Source organism: Westiellopsis prolifica IICB1 (genome assembly GCF_004323185.1).
GTDB lineage: Bacteria > Cyanobacteriota > Cyanobacteriia > Cyanobacteriales > Nostocaceae > Pelatocladus > Pelatocladus prolificus_A.
This window is the reverse complement of sequence record NZ_NAPS01000002.1, coordinates 2478500-2494684: the sequence shown is the minus strand read 5'-3', so window position 1 is coordinate 2494684 and position 16185 is coordinate 2478500. Positions and strand designations below refer to the sequence as shown.

12 protein-coding genes are annotated in these 16185 nt (G+C 41.3%); 2 read left to right on the top strand and 10 right to left on the bottom strand.

Translation table 11 applies throughout. The features are described from left to right. Positions 1-71: 71 nt before the first annotated feature. Positions 72-1787 (top strand): diflavin flavoprotein, encoded by a 1716-nt coding sequence (locus B4U84_RS25040; RefSeq protein ID WP_017312076.1) that lies wholly within the window; start codon positions 72-74, stop codon positions 1785-1787. Positions 1788-1860: 73 nt separating this feature from the next. On the opposite strand, the gene B4U84_RS25035 is transcribed toward B4U84_RS25040, so the two are convergent. Next, complete coding sequence (locus B4U84_RS25035; protein ID WP_017312077.1) at positions 1861-2127, bottom strand: hypothetical protein; 267 nt, start codon at positions 2125-2127, stop codon at positions 1861-1863. 501 nt (positions 2128-2628) lie between these two features. Between B4U84_RS25035 and B4U84_RS25030 the strand changes: the two genes are divergently transcribed. Next, positions 2629-3804 carry a histidine decarboxylase gene (locus B4U84_RS25030; protein WP_017312078.1) on the top strand — a complete coding sequence of 392 codons (1176 nt, stop codon included), beginning with the start codon at positions 2629-2631 and terminating at the stop codon, positions 3802-3804. A 470-nt stretch (positions 3805-4274) separates the two neighbouring features. Here the strand turns inward: B4U84_RS25030 and ureC are convergent, their stop codons facing one another. The 9 genes from ureC to B4U84_RS24985 all read right to left on the bottom strand — a co-directional run bounded on the left by ureC (position 4275) and on the right by B4U84_RS24985 (position 16110). Then, a complete protein-coding gene (gene ureC, locus B4U84_RS25025; protein WP_026082037.1) occupies positions 4275-5981 on the bottom strand; it encodes an urease subunit alpha in 1707 nt (568 codons plus the stop codon). Between the two features lie 29 nt (positions 5982-6010). Next, positions 6011-7447: a hopanoid biosynthesis associated radical SAM protein HpnJ gene (hpnJ, locus tag B4U84_RS25020; RefSeq protein WP_017312080.1), complete on the bottom strand. Its 1437-nt coding sequence runs from the start codon at positions 7445-7447 to the stop codon at positions 6011-6013. Then, positions 7401-7661, bottom strand: a complete 261-nt coding sequence (locus B4U84_RS25015) for a hypothetical protein (protein ID WP_131120894.1) — start codon at positions 7659-7661, stop codon at positions 7401-7403. Before B4U84_RS25015 ends, hpnJ begins: the two co-directional genes overlap by 47 nt. A gap of 52 nt (positions 7662-7713) precedes the next feature. Continuing rightward, positions 7714-8874 carry a bacteriohopanetetrol glucosamine biosynthesis glycosyltransferase HpnI gene (gene hpnI, locus B4U84_RS25010; RefSeq protein WP_131120893.1) on the bottom strand — a complete coding sequence of 387 codons (1161 nt, stop codon included), beginning with the start codon at positions 8872-8874 and terminating at the stop codon, positions 7714-7716. Between the two features lie 157 nt (positions 8875-9031). Continuing rightward, a complete protein-coding gene (gene psbA, locus B4U84_RS25005) occupies positions 9032-10114 on the bottom strand; it encodes a photosystem II reaction center subunit D1 (RefSeq protein WP_016860104.1) in 1083 nt (360 codons plus the stop codon). Positions 10115-10445: 331 nt separating this feature from the next. After that, a complete protein-coding gene (locus B4U84_RS25000; protein ID WP_017312082.1) occupies positions 10446-11654 on the bottom strand; it encodes a 4-hydroxy-3-methylbut-2-enyl diphosphate reductase in 1209 nt (402 codons plus the stop codon). Positions 11655-11754: 100 nt separating this feature from the next. After that, a complete protein-coding gene (locus B4U84_RS24995; protein WP_131120892.1) occupies positions 11755-12582 on the bottom strand; it encodes an SGNH/GDSL hydrolase family protein in 828 nt (275 codons plus the stop codon). A gap of 59 nt (positions 12583-12641) precedes the next feature. Then, positions 12642-14030 carry an ammonium transporter gene (locus tag B4U84_RS24990; protein ID WP_476426359.1) on the bottom strand — a complete coding sequence of 463 codons (1389 nt, stop codon included), beginning with the start codon at positions 14028-14030 and terminating at the stop codon, positions 12642-12644. A 406-nt stretch (positions 14031-14436) separates the two neighbouring features. Then, entirely contained in the window at positions 14437-16110 is a 1674-nt protein-coding gene (locus B4U84_RS24985) for a sensor histidine kinase (protein ID WP_131120890.1), read from the bottom strand. Positions 16111-16185 lie beyond the last annotated feature (75 nt).

Sequence of the window (16185 nt, the reverse complement as noted above, 5' to 3'; positions counted from 1 at the left end):
ATCCCCGATCCCCGATCCCCGATCCCCGATCCCCTATCTCCAAAAAATCCCCTCCCCTCACGTAAATACCTATGACCAATCCTAATCCTCGCGATGTGCAGGTTTTACCAATTGCGACAAATACAACTGTGCTGCGCGCGCGCAGTTGGACACGCCTGCGGTTTGAAATTGAATACGCGCTAGCTAGAGGTACAACCTCTAATTCTTATGTAATTAGTGGTGAGAAAGTTGCAGTTATTGATCCACCACCGGAGACTTTTAGTTTAATTTATTTAGATGCACTCAGGCAGTGTTTGAATGATTGGGAACGGTTGGATTATGTGATTCTTGGTCATTTTAATCCTAACCGCGTTGCCACAATCAAAGCACTTTTAGATTTAGTTCCCAAACTGACTTTTGTTTGTTCGCTTCCCTGTGCTGCAAATTTACGCGCAGCTTTCCCGAATCGCGAACTGAAAATTATTTCCATGCGGGGGAAAGAAACTCTGGATTTGGGTAAGGGTCATATTTTGAGATTCTTTCCAATTCCCAGTCCACGCTGGCCGACAGGACTCTGCACTTACGACGAACAAACCCAAATTCTCTACTCGAATAAGCTATTTGGGGCGCATTTGTGCGGTGATGAAGTCTTTGATGAAGATTGGGATCTCCTTAAAGAAGACCAGCGCTACTATTTTGACTGTTTGATGGCTCCCCATGCTACTCACGTGCAAGCCGCTTTGGAAAAATTATCAGAGTTGCAAGTGAGAATGTATGCTACTATCCACGGGCCATTAATTCGCTATGGTTTGTTGGAACTAGCCAAAGCCTACGAAATTTGGAGCAAGTCACAAACTGAACGTGAGATTTCCGTTGCCTTGCTTTATGCTTCAGCTTATGGTAACACAGCAACTCTGGCACAAGCTTTTGCTTTGGGACTTACCAAAGGTGGAGTCGCTGTCGAATCCATTAACTGCGAATTTGCTGAACCTGATGAAATTCGCGCCGCAATTGAAAAATGTGATGGTTTTATTATCGGTTCTCCGACGATTGGTGGGAATGCACCTACACCGATTCACACAGCTTTGGGTATTGTTCTCGCCGTTGGTGACAACAGTAAATTAGCTGGTGTCTTTGGTTCCTATGGTTGGAGTGGCGAGGCTTTTGATTTAATTGAAGGTAAGCTTAAAGATGCTGGTTATCGATTTGGGTTTGAAACTTTAAAAGCAAGATTTAAACCTACGGATGTGATGCTCAAAGAATGTGAAGAAATGGCGACAGATTTTGCCCAAACCCTGAGAAAAGCGAAAAAACCACGTTTGACTCAAGCTGCTGCAAGCCAGATGGAACAAGCTGTTGGGCGGATTGTTGGTTCTGTTTGCGTCGTCACAGCCAAACAAGGTGAAGTTTCTACGGGAATGTTGGGTGCTTGGGTATCACAAGCAACTTTTAATCCACCGGGAATTACTGTGGCGATCGCCAAAGAAAGAGCGGTGGAATCGATCATGCATACAGGTGGTAAATTTGTTTTGAATATCTTGGGTGAAGAAAATTACCAAGATTATATGAAACACTTCCGCAAAAACTTTGCTCCCGGAGAAGATAGATTTAAGGACTTTTCCACAGCAGTTGCAGATAACGGTTGTGCAATCATCACCGACTCAATCGCTTATCTGGAATGTTCAGTTAACAAACGCATGGAATGCGGCGACCATTGGGTTGTGTATGCGATCGTTGACAATGGTAAGTTATTACAATCGGATACCGTGACAGCGATGCATCACCGCAAAGCTGGTAATCATTATTAATTTTGATAAGTTTGTAGTCAGCACGCTTGGTACTTACTACAAACTTCAATAACCCAGTTGTGGGTGATTAATCTCAGGGTGCTTTACACTCTGAGATTTGTGCGATCGCTTGTTGAAATTCTCTATGATTGAGGTTTGAAACGAGAAACTTCGAGTTCAGAGCTTGAAACTCCAAGGTTGAAACAAGAAACGGAGCATCGCAAATGTTCAAAAAAACGCCTGCGATTGAAATCGCAGTTTGATTTGATGGCGTTGCTGAATCGCGGTATGAATCTAGTGTAGAGACGCGATATATCGCGTCTAGTACAAAGGTTTTGGAATTACCTAAAATCATTTTCATACATGAAATCAGCAACGCCGATTTTATGAAGTTGTCTTCAGACAACTTGCGCTATTAGCAAAGAGCTTAAACCCTTTACAAAGAGCTAGAATGAAATTGTTAGTGGCTGTAGCAACTTAGTGACCAAAAAGACATAAACAAATGATGTGATTAGTGTAGAGATGAGTTTAGCTGACAAGCTTGTTAAATGAATATTTGATACTATTCAAACTTCTCTCGACTCAAGAAAGTTCATTTATGTTTAGGTAATGATTACATAGCTGCAAAACAGAGAAGCTTTGCTACAACCTAGACAGAAGATAACTAACCAATTCATTGTCATTCATATTTTTATCCCAAAAATCATGTGATTAAGGCGAAAAAGCACGAGTAAAAAGATCGTGCAGTAAGTATTTCAGCCTAAATCCAGTTTTTTCGCTTTTCTGTTCTCTGGTACCCTTTATCAGTTCATAACAGAGAAACCATAAGAAAATTCACAAAGTTAAGAAGAAAAATAAACTTATGTTTCCCCGATTAGTTGATAAAAATACTTCAGTAATTTTGAAACGATTACAGCAGCATCTAGCCAAAAGCACAAAACTTTCTATAGGCTATCCTGCGAATCTCGACTTTGATTACGCTTTATTACTACCATTCTTTCAATATTATCTTAATAATGTAGGTGATCCATTTGTCGAGGGCAACTTTGCTCTTCATTCTAAAGAATTTGAACGACAATGTATTAGCTGGTTTGCCCAACTTTATGAGTTAGAAGAATACTGGGGATATCTCACCAGTGGTGGTACAGAAGGCAATCTCTACGGTATATTCTTGGGTAGAGAACTCAACCCTGATGCAATTCTTTATTCTTCCAGTGATACTCATTATTCAGTTGCCAAAGCAGCACGTTTATTAAAAATACCTCATGTTGTGATATGTTCTCAATTTAATGGGGAAATTAACTATGAACATCTAGAGTATGAGCTATCACAGCGAAAACATCAAAGTGCCATCATTAATATCAATTTAGGCACGACTATGAAAGGAGCAGTAGATAATATAGAGCGAATTATTGAGATAGTAGAAAGGGTAGGAGTTCGCTATTACATCCACTGTGATGGCGCACTCGGGGGAATGTTAATTCCTTTTATCAAAGGAGCGCCAAAAATTAGTTTTCGGGATTATCCAATTGGAAGTATCTCTGTCAGCGGTCATAAGTTTATTGGTTCTCCGATCACTTATGGAATTGTTCTCACCCGTCAACCTTATGTCAACAAAATAGAGACAAGTGTTGAATATATTGGTAGTCAAGATACAACTATTTTGGGTTCACGTAGCGGCATCGCTGCTTTACTTTTGTGGTATGCTATCCAAACCAGAAGTCACCACTTTCAAAAGGAAGTTGCTAGCTGCTTGCAAAATGCGCGGTATCTGCGCGATCGCCTCTTAGAAATAAATTATCATCCTTTACTTAATGATTTTTCAACCACAGTGGTTTTTGATAAACCTGGAATCGAACTGTGCCGCAAATGGCAATTAGCCACAGAGGAAAATTTTGCCCACGTCGTTGTTATGCAGCATATTTCGACCCAAAAAATTGACCTGTTTATACAAAATTTATTAGTTAATAAGGAGATAGAGAACGAAAAAGTTTTAACAGGGAACAGGAAAACAATGTGTGTAATTTGTCTTATCTGAACCTTATTGCGGGATATAAGGTAGATGCAAGCTCTCAGCATACATTGCTTTGCAGCATCGCTTTCAGATTTTCACATTAATAAGCAACCTTGAAGCGTATTGAACAAACGCTTTAATGTTCTCTATGGATCAAGGAAGGTTAATAAACAACGTTGAAGCGGATTGAACAAACGCTTTAATGTTCTCTATGGATCAAGGAAGGTTAATAAGCAACGTTGAAGCGTATTGAACAAACGCTTTAATGTTCTCTATGGATCAGAGATTTTTGTAACCAACATGAATTTGAAGAGTGCGATCGCCATACTTATATCTTGCACCTAACCCTAAATTAAAATTTGGGCTTAAAGCTAAAGTCGGTTTAAAACCGACTAGTTAAAGTTTTAAGCCATTTTAATGGGTTTAAGCTTTGAGCCGAAAATTTATTTTACGGCTGATTGCAGCTGGTGCAAGATGTCAGCATAGCAATCCTATTAGAACAAAAAATAGCGTTGCGCCATTGGTAAAACTGTTGCAGGTTCACAGGTCAGCAACTCCCCATCAGCTCTCACTTCATAAGTTTCTGCATCAACTTCAATCTGCGGTAGTGCATCATTCAACTTCATATCCTGCTTACTTAACTGGCGTGTTCCTGAAACTGCAACTGCTTGCTTTTGCAACTTCAACTGACTAGGAATCTCGTTTTCTAATGCTGTTTGCGAAACGAAAGTTAAGGATGTCGCGTGACGCGCACCTGCAAAACTGCCAAACATCGGACGCATATGTACAGGTTGGGGTGTGGGAATACTAGCATTAGCATCTCCCATTTGTGACCATGCGATCGCTCCACCTTTAATGACGATTTCTGGTTTCACACCAAAAAACGCCGGACGCCACAAACACAAATCTGCTAATTTACCTTCTTCCACTGAACCCACAAACTGAGAAATTCCATGGGTAATCGCCGGATTTATAGTATATTTAGCAACATAGCGCCTAGCCCGTAAATTATCGGCTAAACTATCTCTACCAAGGCTTCCCCGTTGCAGTTTCATTTTATGTGCAGTTTGCCAAGTGCGAATTATTACTTCTCCTACTCTTCCCATTGCTTGGGAGTCAGAAGAAATCATGCTGAATGCACCCAAATCATGCAAAATGTCTTCTGCGGCGATGGTTTCGCGACGAATGCGTGACTCAGCAAACGCCACATCTTCAGCAATTCCCGGATCAAGGTGATGGCAAACCATCAACATATCTAGGTGTTCATCGAGAGTATTAACAGTGTAAGGACGAGTGGGGTTGGTGGAAGATGGTAAAACATTTGCCTCACCGCAGACTTTAATAATATCCGGTGCATGTCCACCACCTGCGCCTTCGGTGTGATAGGTGTGGATGACACGATTTTTAAAAGCGGCGATGGTGTCTTCTACAAATCCTGCTTCGTTAAGGGTATCAGTATGAATTGCTACTTGAATATCGTACTCATCAGCAACGTTAAGACAAGTATCAATCGTTGCTGGTGTGGTTCCCCAATCTTCATGGAGTTTTAATCCCATCGCACCAGCTAAAATTTGTTCTGTAAGTCCTTGGGGTTGACTGGTGTTACCTTTACCCAAAAATCCCAGGTTGACGGGGAAGGCGTCGGCGGCTTGCAGCATTCGGTAAATATTCCAAGGGCCAGGTGTACAGGTAGTAGCATTTGTACCTGTAGCTGGGCCAGTACCACCGCCGAGCATTGTAGTAATTCCGGATGCGATCGCCACTTCGATTTGTTGGGGACAAATAAAGTGGATGTGGGAATCAACACCGCCTGCTGTGACAATCATACCCTCACCAGCGACGGCTTCTGTACCAGGGCCAATAATAATATCTATATTGTCTTGAATATAGGGATTGCCGGCTTTACCCATTTTAAAGATTTTGCCATCTTTAATACCGATATCTGCTTTGACGATACCCCACCAATCGAGAATCAAAGCATTGGTGATTACCATATCCACAGCACCATCGGCGTTAGAGATGGGGGATTGTCCCATTCCATCGCGAATGACTTTACCACCACCAAATTTTACTTCATCGCCGTAGGTGGTAAAGTCTTGTTCAACTTCGATAAATAATTCTGTATCGGCTAGGCGGATGCGATCGCCTACCGTCGGACCATAGGTTTCCGCATAGGCGCGGCGATCCATTCTGTAACTCATAATATACTTCTAGGGTGGTTTCGCTTTGATTATGCTTTCGCGGCTGCTTGGGTATGACGTTCTTTGAGGTAGGCAAAAAATTCACGTCCCTCACGCAAACGACGCACTAACATCTGTGGGTCGGTCAGCATTTCACCGACAATTGGAATAATGGCTTTGGGACGGAAGTAAAACTTACGATACATCCGTTCAACTGCATCTTCGATATCAGCACTGGAGAGATTCGGATATTGTAGTGTAGACATTTGAATGCCGGAATTAGCAACTAAAGAATTATCACTAAACCAACCATTGTCCTGTGCTTGCTGATAAAGTTCTGTCCCAGGATAAGGAGCGGCAATTGAAACCTGAATTGTATGAGGACTTAGATCACAAGCGAAGCGAATCGTTTCTTCAATGGTTTGCTGAGTTTCGTTAGGTAAACCAATAATAAATGTGCCGTGTACAGTGATACCAAGCTTGTGACAGTTTTCCATAAATTTACGGGCAACTTCCAGCTTAATTCCTTTCTTAATACCGTCTAATATTTGCTGATTACCCGATTCAAATCCTACCAATAATAGACGTAAGCCGTTATCGCGTAGTTGCTTGAGAGTATCGTAATCTAAGTTAGCACGAGCGTTACAACTCCAAGTCAACTTCAATCGCTTCATGTGTTCGCTAATGGCGATCGCTCGCTGCTTATCAATTGTAAATGTATCATCATCAAACATATATTCCCGCACTTTGTCCCCAAAGATGGCTTTCGCTTCTGCCATCTCGCGTCCCACTGCTTCCGGGGTTTTATGACGATACAGGTGTCCACCAATCGTTTGCGGCCAAAGACAGAAGGTACATTTTGCCGGACAACCGCGTCCAGTATAAAAAGAAATGTATGGATGCAGCAAATAGCCAATAAAGTATTTTGTAATATCTAAATCACGGGCGTAAATTGGCAGGACACTGGGCATAGAATCCCAATCGTGAATCAACGGACGGTCTTCATTATGATGTATATTACCCTGGCGATCGCGATAACTTAGACCTTTGATGCTGTCCCAAGGCTTGTCTTCCGCCAGTTCTTTACAGGTATAGTCAAATTCGTGGCGACAAACAAAGTCAATTATGGGATTTTCCTGTAGCGTCTGCTCTGGTAATACTGCTACATGCGCTCCAATTAAGCCAATCTGTGCATCTGGGTTTTGAGCTTTAATGGCTTGGGCGCACTTCACATCATTAGGTAGTGATGGTGTACTGGTGTGCATGATTACTAATTCGTACTCTCTAGCAATTTTCAGCACATCTTCCACTGTTTGTGCGTGGGGAGGCGCATCCACAAGCTTGCTATTAGGTACAAGAGCAGCAGGTTGTGCTAGCCAAGTAGGATACCAGAATGAGGTAATCTCTCGTTTGGCTTGGTATCGAGAACCTGCACCACCATCAAACCCATCGAAGGAGGGAGGACTGAGAAATAAAGTTTTCTTCACAGGTATATATATCTCCATTAATAATTCGCAGCTTGTAATTAACTAAACGGTCATTTGATTTTAGATTTTGGATTACTCTACGAGAAGCCGCCCAAGGGGCGTCTATGGATTTTGGACTCCGTCGTGAGCGCTCAGTCGAACGATTTTGGAAAATGGAATTGACTCCACTTAGGTCATCTGCTTCTTCTATACCATCAAAAGAAGTATCGGTCATATAATAAATTACACAACCAGAACATGAAAATCTATTCCCCAATCCCCAATCCCTATGTTTTCATTGCAACTAACTTACCTTGTTTTGTGATTTTCAATTGCTGTCCCCGCCATTCAATTGTGTTACCAACAAAGCAATAGCACCAGATTGCAAAGTCGATGAAATCCCATACAGGAATTAGCCACAAATATTTTTTAGCAGCAGAATCGTTAAGAATCTTAACTCCCACAACCCAACCCATTATTAACCGCATTATCCAAGTTATAAATAGTGCAGTCCAGCCCACGATTGATGCTCCTGTGGTAAGTAGTAATAGCAAGCTGGTGATCGTGCCATAGGTAAAAATCAATCCTAAATAACCCCAAGGACGAGAAACTCTTGTACAGCGCGCCCAACGGATCTGACGATTGATTGAATCAGCTAGAGATGTGGTTGTCAGTACATGCTCGACGACATAATCAGAAAGGACAACTTTGTAACCTGCTTGAGCTGGAAGGTAGCCAAGTTGAAAATCATCTGCGAGATAATCAGCGATCGCTTCTAATCCTCCTATTTTTTCCAATACTTGTTTGCGAATGGCAATAGTAGAACCAAAGGCAAATTTTATACCTTCAATTTTGTTACTGACTAAAACACCTGCATGAAAATCAGTCGCAGTACCAATAGCCTCTAGTGTTGTCACCCATTCATGTGGTAAAGAACGATACAAACAAGTGACGACACCAACTTCTTTGTCTTGATATGGTTGAATGACTCGTTGCAAGTAGTCATTTGTGACTTTGATATCACTATCAGCAATCAGCAGCAATTCATATTTGGCAAATTGTATGGCGTTTGCTATGTTGCTGATTTTCAGGTTTGTACCAATAGTGCGATCGCTAACTATCAACTGAATATCGACTTGAGGAAAGTCATTGATAATTTGCTTGACTAAAGGTATTGCAGGGTCTTGATTGTCACGAACGCAAAAAATAATCTGATAAACAGGATACTGCTGTTGGCAAAAAGAAGCCCAATTTTCGTAAGCATCAGCCTCAAGTCCACAAATCGGCTTCAGAATCGTGATTGGTGGATGAAATTCTGTAGCAACTGGATAGGGATGCTGAGAAAAGGCGATCGCTGCATAGATTGCATAGCAGTAAAACCAAACAGCTACTAAGCAGAGAATTAATAGCAGGAAATTAATAATAATAGCTGGATCAAAAATACTCAAGCAATTTCAGTTCCAAAAGTTCCATCAACTAAAGTATAAAAAATAGTGTGCGATCGCAAGGAAACAGTATACCAAAAACAAAAGCACCCTCCGAAATGGAGAGCGCTTTCTCATCTATTTAATTGTAGAGACTTATTGCATCCAGGCTATCTAAAGATTAACCGTTGATAGCGGGAGCAGAGATTGCAACTGGTGCAGCTTCAGCAGCAGCCAAGTCGAGAGGGAAGTTGTGAGCGTTGCGCTCGTGCATGACTTCCATACCCAAGTTAGCGCGGTTGATGATGTCTGCCCAAGTGTTGATCACGCGACCTTGTGAGTCAATTACTGATTGGTTGAAGTTGAAACCATTCAGGTTGAACGCCATGGTGCTGATTCCCAATGCGGTGAACCAGATTCCAATTACAGGCCAAGCAGCTAAGAAGAAGTGCAAGCTACGAGAGTTGTTGAAGGAAGCGTATTGGAAGATCAAGCGACCGAAGTAACCGTGAGCAGCTACGATGTTGTAGGTTTCTTCTTCTTGACCGAACTTGTAACCGTAGTTCTGAGATTCGGTTTCGGTTGTTTCACGAACTAAGGAAGAAGTTACCAAAGAACCGTGCATTGCGCTGAACAAGCTACCACCGAATACACCTGCTACACCGAGTTGGTGGAAGGGGTGCATCAGAATGTTGTGTTCTGCTTGGAATACCAACATGAAGTTGAATGTTCCGCTTATACCCAAGGGCATACCATCAGAGAAGGAACCTTGACCCAAGGGGTAAATCAAGAATACTGCGCTTGCTGCTGCTACAGGTGCTGAGTATGCTACTGCAATCCAAGGACGCATTCCTAAGCGGTAGGACAATTCCCACTCACGACCCATGTAGCAGAATACGCCGATGAGGAAGTGGAAAATTACCAACTGGTAAGGACCACCGTTGTACAACCACTCATCTAAGGAAGCTGCTTCCCAGATGGGATAGAAGTGCAAACCAATTGCGTTGGAAGAAGGTACTACTGCACCAGAGATAATGTTGTTTCCGTACATCAAGGAACCTGCTACAGGTTCACGGATACCATCGATGTCTACGGGAGGTGCGGCGATGAAGGCGATGATGAAGCAGGTGGTTGCTGCTAAGAGGGTTGGGATCATGAGTACGCCGAACCAGCCTACATATAGGCGGTTGTCGGTGCTGGTTACCCAGTTACAGAAGCGATCCCATACGTTAGCGCTTTCGCGTCTTTGTAAGGTTGCTGTCATTGTTCTTATGATTGCAATTACGTTACTTATGATGTGCGGGTGTTTTTTTACCCTTGTTACATATCTTAAAGTGATTATTGCAGTTTGTAAAGTCTTTTCATAAATATCTACTTCTGGTATGATATACCGTCCTAAACCGTATATATAACAATACCCAATACTGCTTGAATAATACAAATCAATTGACATTTAAACCCACCAGAGACGTGCTGTTTTAAGTGTTTTATGATTTGTGAAAATCGCAAAGCCAAGACCCCCGACTTCGCCAGAGTTGTCAGGGGTCTACTCTCTAGGGGATGATTTAGGAATGCTACGTGATCTCAAAACCAAATCAGGCGATCGCTACTGTTGTTTTTAATTTAAATATCTTTTCGATAACATCTTCGACTACCTTATCAGGTGTAGAAGCACCAGAAGTTACACCAATCACAATTTTTCCTTTAGGCAACCAGTTTTCTGTGATTTCCAAATTACCATTTAATAATCGATGTTCAATGCGATCGCCAGATAAAATCCTACCCACACTATCAATGTGGTAAGAAGGAATTCCCCGCTCAAAAGAAATTTGTTGCAATTGGGCAGTGTTTGATGAATTAAACCCACCAATTACAATCATTAAATCTAGTTTTTGTTCTACCAATTCCAAGATAGCATCTTGCCTTTCTTGAGTGGCATCACAGATGGTATTAAAGCTTTGGAAATGGTCATTTAAATTAGCTGGGCCATACTTTTGCATCATGGTATGCTCAAACAGCTTACCCAATTGTTCAGTTTCACTTTTGAGCATTGTAGTCTGGTTGGCAATGCCAATCATTTCTAAATCTTTGTCGGGGTCAAATCCTGGTGAACAAGCTTTACTGAATTTAGCGAGAAATTCTTCGCGATTTCCACCATGCAAAATATAGTTAGCTACATATTCTGCTTCTTTTAAATTCAAAACAATGAGATATTTCCCAGCAAAAGAACTAGTTGCAACTGTTTCTTCATGCTTATATTTGCCATGAATAATTGAGGTATATTCACGCTTTTTATGTTTTTCAACAGTATTCCAAACCTTTGATACCCAAGGACAAGTAGTATCAACAATTTTGCAGCCTTTATCGTTCAGTACCTGCATTTCTTGAACACTGGCACCAAAAGCAGGTAAGATCACAACATCACCAGTTTCCACAACCGAAAAATCTTTTTTCCCTGTTATGACTGGGATGAAGTCTACTTTCATTTCCTGCATTCGTTGATTAACAGAAGGATTGTGAATAATTTCATTCGTAATCCAAATGTGTTCCGTAGGGAAGTGTTTACGAGTTTCATAAGCCATCGCTACAGCACGTTCTACACCCCAACAAAAACCAAAAGCTTGGGCTAATCTGATTGTGACGTCTTGCCGATTAATGGTATAATTATTGTCCCGTATTTGCTGAATCAGTGAGCTTTGATATTCTGACTGTAACTGGGTAGCGACTTCTTCTTGATGACCAAACCCTTTACGATGATAATTTTCCGAATGTTGAAGTGAACGTTTAAAAGCTTTAGTATCCATTGGTTTTTTTCAACAAAAATCACTTTTTCATATTTTCTCGTACCGAGGCACTAAGTGATGTGGGAAATTGGGAGATTAGGAAGTTCCCTATCTTGTACTACTAGGGCCTATTTTCTAGTTCTATCTGACTATATAACTGTAAAGCAGAACTCCAGACTAAATAACCTTGGGGATTAAGATGTAAGCCGTCGGTACTGAATTCGGGACGGAGATTACCCTGGTTGTTGACAAATAGCGGATGCAAATTTAAATATTTGACGCCTTCTTTTGTCGCCATAGTTTTTAATTGCTGATTCAACTTCAGAATGCGATTATTTGGAATATTTAGTAATTTTTCTCGCCCTTCCCAAGTTGCTTCTTCTCCTGCATGTGGCAAAATTGACTGAATCACTATTTGTGTTTGCGGATGCACCTTACGCAGGTAACGCATGATTTGCCGATAATTGTTTAAAATTATCTCATCGTCATAGCCCTGGATTAAGTCATTAATACCAATCATTACAAAAATTGTTTCTGGTTGGGTACGGTCAAAAATTTCTAATCTTTTTAATAATCCAGTGCTGTTTTCTCCTGAAATACCCTGGTTTAGCCAATTCCTATTTTCAGGTAAAAATTCCGGAGGAAACCACAGACTTAAAGAATCTCCAGCTAGTATGGTCAGATGAGTGGGGTGTTTTTCAGCAGCAACTTTGGCTTCTTGCTTGAGAATACCTACCCATTCTTGATAATTGAGTTGATGACGATTACCCAATTCTGGTGTGGGTTGGGATGAAGCATTTGCATTGACGTGATTTGGCAATATATTCGCTAAAAAAGCGGTAACACCCTGCTGTCGCCAAATTAGGAGGATGACCGCTAGCAAGAGTATACCGTTGATGATCAGCGATAAAATTGCCCAGGTAGGAGAAGTTTTTGCAGAAGTGGACACGATTCTGGGGAATATACCAAATCTTTAACCAGATATTATATGTACTTACCCCATGATGGCTACTTATTACTCACGGAAATGCGATCGCCAAATTCTTCGTTGTAACCTTCTTCTCCGTGTTCGTTGATATCTACACCTTGCATTTCTGCTACTTCCTTCACACGCAGACCAACGGTAGCATCAATCAACTTGAGAATGACGAAGGTTCCTACCCCAGAAAAAACGTAAGCGATCGCAATTGCTGCTAGCTCGACTAATAATTCGCCTGGATTACCGTAAAGTAAACCGTTTTTTGCTGCGGAGTTAACTGTGGTGGTTGCAAAGACTGCTGTCAAAATTGCACCTACTGTTCCACCCACGCCATGTACAGGGTAAGTATCAAGGGCGTCATCAATTTGTACTTTATGTTTAAAGCTAACAGCGTAGAAACAAACAAAAGCGGTGATACTGCCAATTAAAATGGCTGCTAGTGGTGTGACAAAGCCTGCGGCGGGAGTAATACCCACTAAACCAGCCACAGCACCTGTAGCTGCACCGACTGCGGTTGGTTTACCCCGCAAAACTTTTTCTAAAATTAACCAAGTTAATGCCGCTGCTGCGGCTGCTGTATTGGTGTTAACAAAGGCGATTGTTGCTAAACTACCTGAAGCAAGAGCGCTACCAGCATTGAAGCCAAACCAGCCAAACCACAACAAGCCAGCTCCTAACAAAATGAAGGGAACGTTGTGAGGAGGACTAAGACGATCAGGATAGGTTTTGCGAGGACCAAGAACGATCGCTGCAACTAGAGCAGAAACCCCAGAACTAATATGAACGACTGTACCACCTGCGAAGTCGAGAGCGCCCAAGCCCCCTGCTAAACCAATGAATCCACCTTTTCCCCAAACCATATGGGCTAGAGGAGAGTAAATAAAAGTAGACCATAGTAGTACAAATAAACTATAGGCAGTGAAGCTCATTCGTTCGGCGATCGCACCAGAAATCAAAGCTGGGGTGATAATAGCAAACATGGCTTGGTAAATCATGAATGCCAGATGGGGAATTGTTGGTGCATAGGACAGAATCTCTGGAGGATTTGACCCCTTGAGATAATCAGTTACTTCTGTGCCAACACCATTTAAACCTAGCCACTGTAAACCACCAATAAACGGATTTCCAGGCGAAAAAGCAAGGCTATAGCCCCACAGAACCCAAGTTACTCCCACAATCGCCATCAGTACGAAGCTCATCATCAACGTATTGAGAACGTTGCGAGAACGTACGAATCCACTATAAAAAAAGGCAAGTCCAGGAGTCATTAGTAATACTAAAGCTGCACAAATTAGCATAAATGCTGTATCAGCAGCAGTTTGAGCATTAGAAATTGCTGCGTTCACATCAACTGGTGCAGCAACAGCATTGCCTATAAGCGGGCCTATAAGAAACATTAGGGCGATCGCCCCAATCATCAAAATATTCTTCAGCACTTGTTTATTGTCCCTTTCCGCCAAAATCTTTTCATTACGTACATTTATTGGAGTAATTTTTAATACTTTTTTCTGTATTAGAAGCTACTTAAATTTAGTCCGTTTTCAGACATTCTTCAAAATATACTTCTTTTAGTAGTTGGCAAATCTTGAATTTTTTGCAATCTATGCATATTTCGCATAAATCTTTTGCTCACTCAAATACAAGAAAAACAGAGATTACCGAAGATATAAACGAAATTTTGCTATAAATTCAAATCATGCATAATCGACATAGTGTAGCTTGATAAAAGCCTGACTGGTAAGTAATAGTAGAAGTTTGAAAATAATTTTGTAGATAAACGTTAACTGTTAACTGTTAACTGAATTCATGCTTAATTCTCGATCCCTACCCATTAGCAATCATTGGTAAACGTACGGTGAAAATCGACCCTATTCCCTGCTCACTCTTGACAAAAATTTCACCGCCCATCATCAAACAAAAGTGACGGCTAATCGCTAACCCCAGTCCAGTCCCACCATACTTTTTCGTAGTTGAGGCGTCCCCTTGTGTAAAGGGTTGAAATAACTGCTGTTGTTGCTGTAAAGACATTCCAATGCCTGTGTCAGTTACAGTAAAGATTATGATTTCGACGGCTTCTTCGCGGGATTTGTAAACTTTTTCTCTTTTGACATTTAGTACCACTTTACCGTTGGTAGTAAATTTAGCGGCGTTACTGAGCAAGTTGTAAAGTACCTGCCTGAGCTTGGTCTGATCAGTGTGCATGATGCCCAATTCTTGCTCATAATCGACTTCTAGGACATTAGCATTTTTTTCTACTAGCGGTTTTACTGTTAAAACAACACTATTGATTAATGTCATCAGGTCAAATGTCTCTGGGTAAAAAGTCATTTTCCCTGCTTCAATTTTTGATAAGTCTAGAATGTCGTTAATCAGTAACAAAAGATGCCTACCAGCAGAGTTTATAGATTCCAAGTCATTAATAAACTCTTCTCCTAAGCTGGTATCAGCAGCGTCATCCTGAAGTAGTTGACTCAAGCCAATAATTGCATTTAAGGGTGTACGTAGTTCGTGACTAATATTTGCCAAAAATTGACTTTTGGCTTTATTTGCTCCTTCTGCTAATTCTTTGGCTTGCTCAAGTTCTTTAGTGTGTTTTGATACTTGACCAATAAGACGATTCAGTGATTTTGCTAGTAAACCTATTTCATCTTCAGTGGTGATAGGCGCTCGCAAGTCGAAATTTGATTTCCGTGCGACTTGTTCCGCGACTTGAGTAACTGTGATCACTGGTTCGGCGATCGCTCGCGAAGTACGCCAAGCCACAACAGCGGCCACTCCGACTGACAAGAGCATACTAGCTATGACTATTGATCTTTCAATTCCTTTAGACTGGCTGACGTCATTTTTCATCCTCTCTTCTACTTGTTCAGCGCTTTGCAGGAGATCATTCAAATATTTGTATAGTTGATCTAGGCGCGCAGCTGTTTCACCGCGCATCACAGCTAATAATTGGTTCTGGACTATGGATGCTTGTTGTTGTGATATTTGCTGGTTATTAATTGGTTCTAATATAGACTCAATATCTTGAACGTAGGAGTCTAAATTAGTCGCGTAATTTTGTAATAAAGTCTGTAAAGAAGCTTCACTGGTTGCTAGGTTTCTAGGCTTGCTTTCCAGAAAAGCCATAATTTGATTTTCTATTTTTTTGGTTTTTTCAATATTTTCCAGAAATTTGTCTCTTCTGTAGGCTAGTCTTTCGGGATCTTCCACAACAGCAGGCAAATTCGTACTCTGGATTTGTGCATCTGCGATCGCATCTTTGTAATTTACCAGCATTTGCGTCTGGTAATGGGCGTGATCTAATTCCTTGATTTGTTGTCCTCGGTAAAAGTTCGCAACAAACAATCCAGCAAGTGAACCAAAAAACCCAATCCCAATTGCCAGAAAGTAACCATAGCCTATTTTTTGATGGATGCGCCAAGAACTAGCTTTGAGTTTCCCTCGCGAGGGAAATTCGATAGTTGGTAGTTCATCGGTTGAGGGTTCGTTGGCTGACACTTTTGTTGTTTGTAAACTATTGTCAACAGCGGTTGGCTTATGAGTTTATATCCCTCAAATCTTCTTATCCATCCG

What these genes read in the sequence shown, in the direction of transcription:
- B4U84_RS25030 (WP_017312078.1), top strand. Translation starts at nt 2,629, where the DNA reads ATGTTTCCCCGATTAGTTGATAAAAATACTTCAGTAATTTTGAAACGA.
- ureC (WP_026082037.1), bottom strand. Translation starts at nt 5,981, where the DNA reads ATGAGTTACAGAATGGATCGCCGCGCCTATGCGGAAACCTATGGTCCG.
- B4U84_RS25040 (WP_017312076.1), top strand. Translation starts at nt 72, where the DNA reads ATGACCAATCCTAATCCTCGCGATGTGCAGGTTTTACCAATTGCGACA.
- B4U84_RS25000 (WP_017312082.1), bottom strand. Translation starts at nt 11,654, where the DNA reads ATGGATACTAAAGCTTTTAAACGTTCACTTCAACATTCGGAAAATTAT.
- B4U84_RS24990 (WP_476426359.1), bottom strand. Translation starts at nt 14,030, where the DNA reads ATGATTGGGGCGATCGCCCTAATGTTTCTTATAGGCCCGCTTATAGGC.
- B4U84_RS25015 (WP_131120894.1), bottom strand. Translation starts at nt 7,661, where the DNA reads ATGACCGATACTTCTTTTGATGGTATAGAAGAAGCAGATGACCTAAGT.
- B4U84_RS25035 (WP_017312077.1), bottom strand. Translation starts at nt 2,127, where the DNA reads ATGAAAATGATTTTAGGTAATTCCAAAACCTTTGTACTAGACGCGATA.
- psbA (WP_016860104.1), bottom strand. Translation starts at nt 10,114, where the DNA reads ATGACAGCAACCTTACAAAGACGCGAAAGCGCTAACGTATGGGATCGC.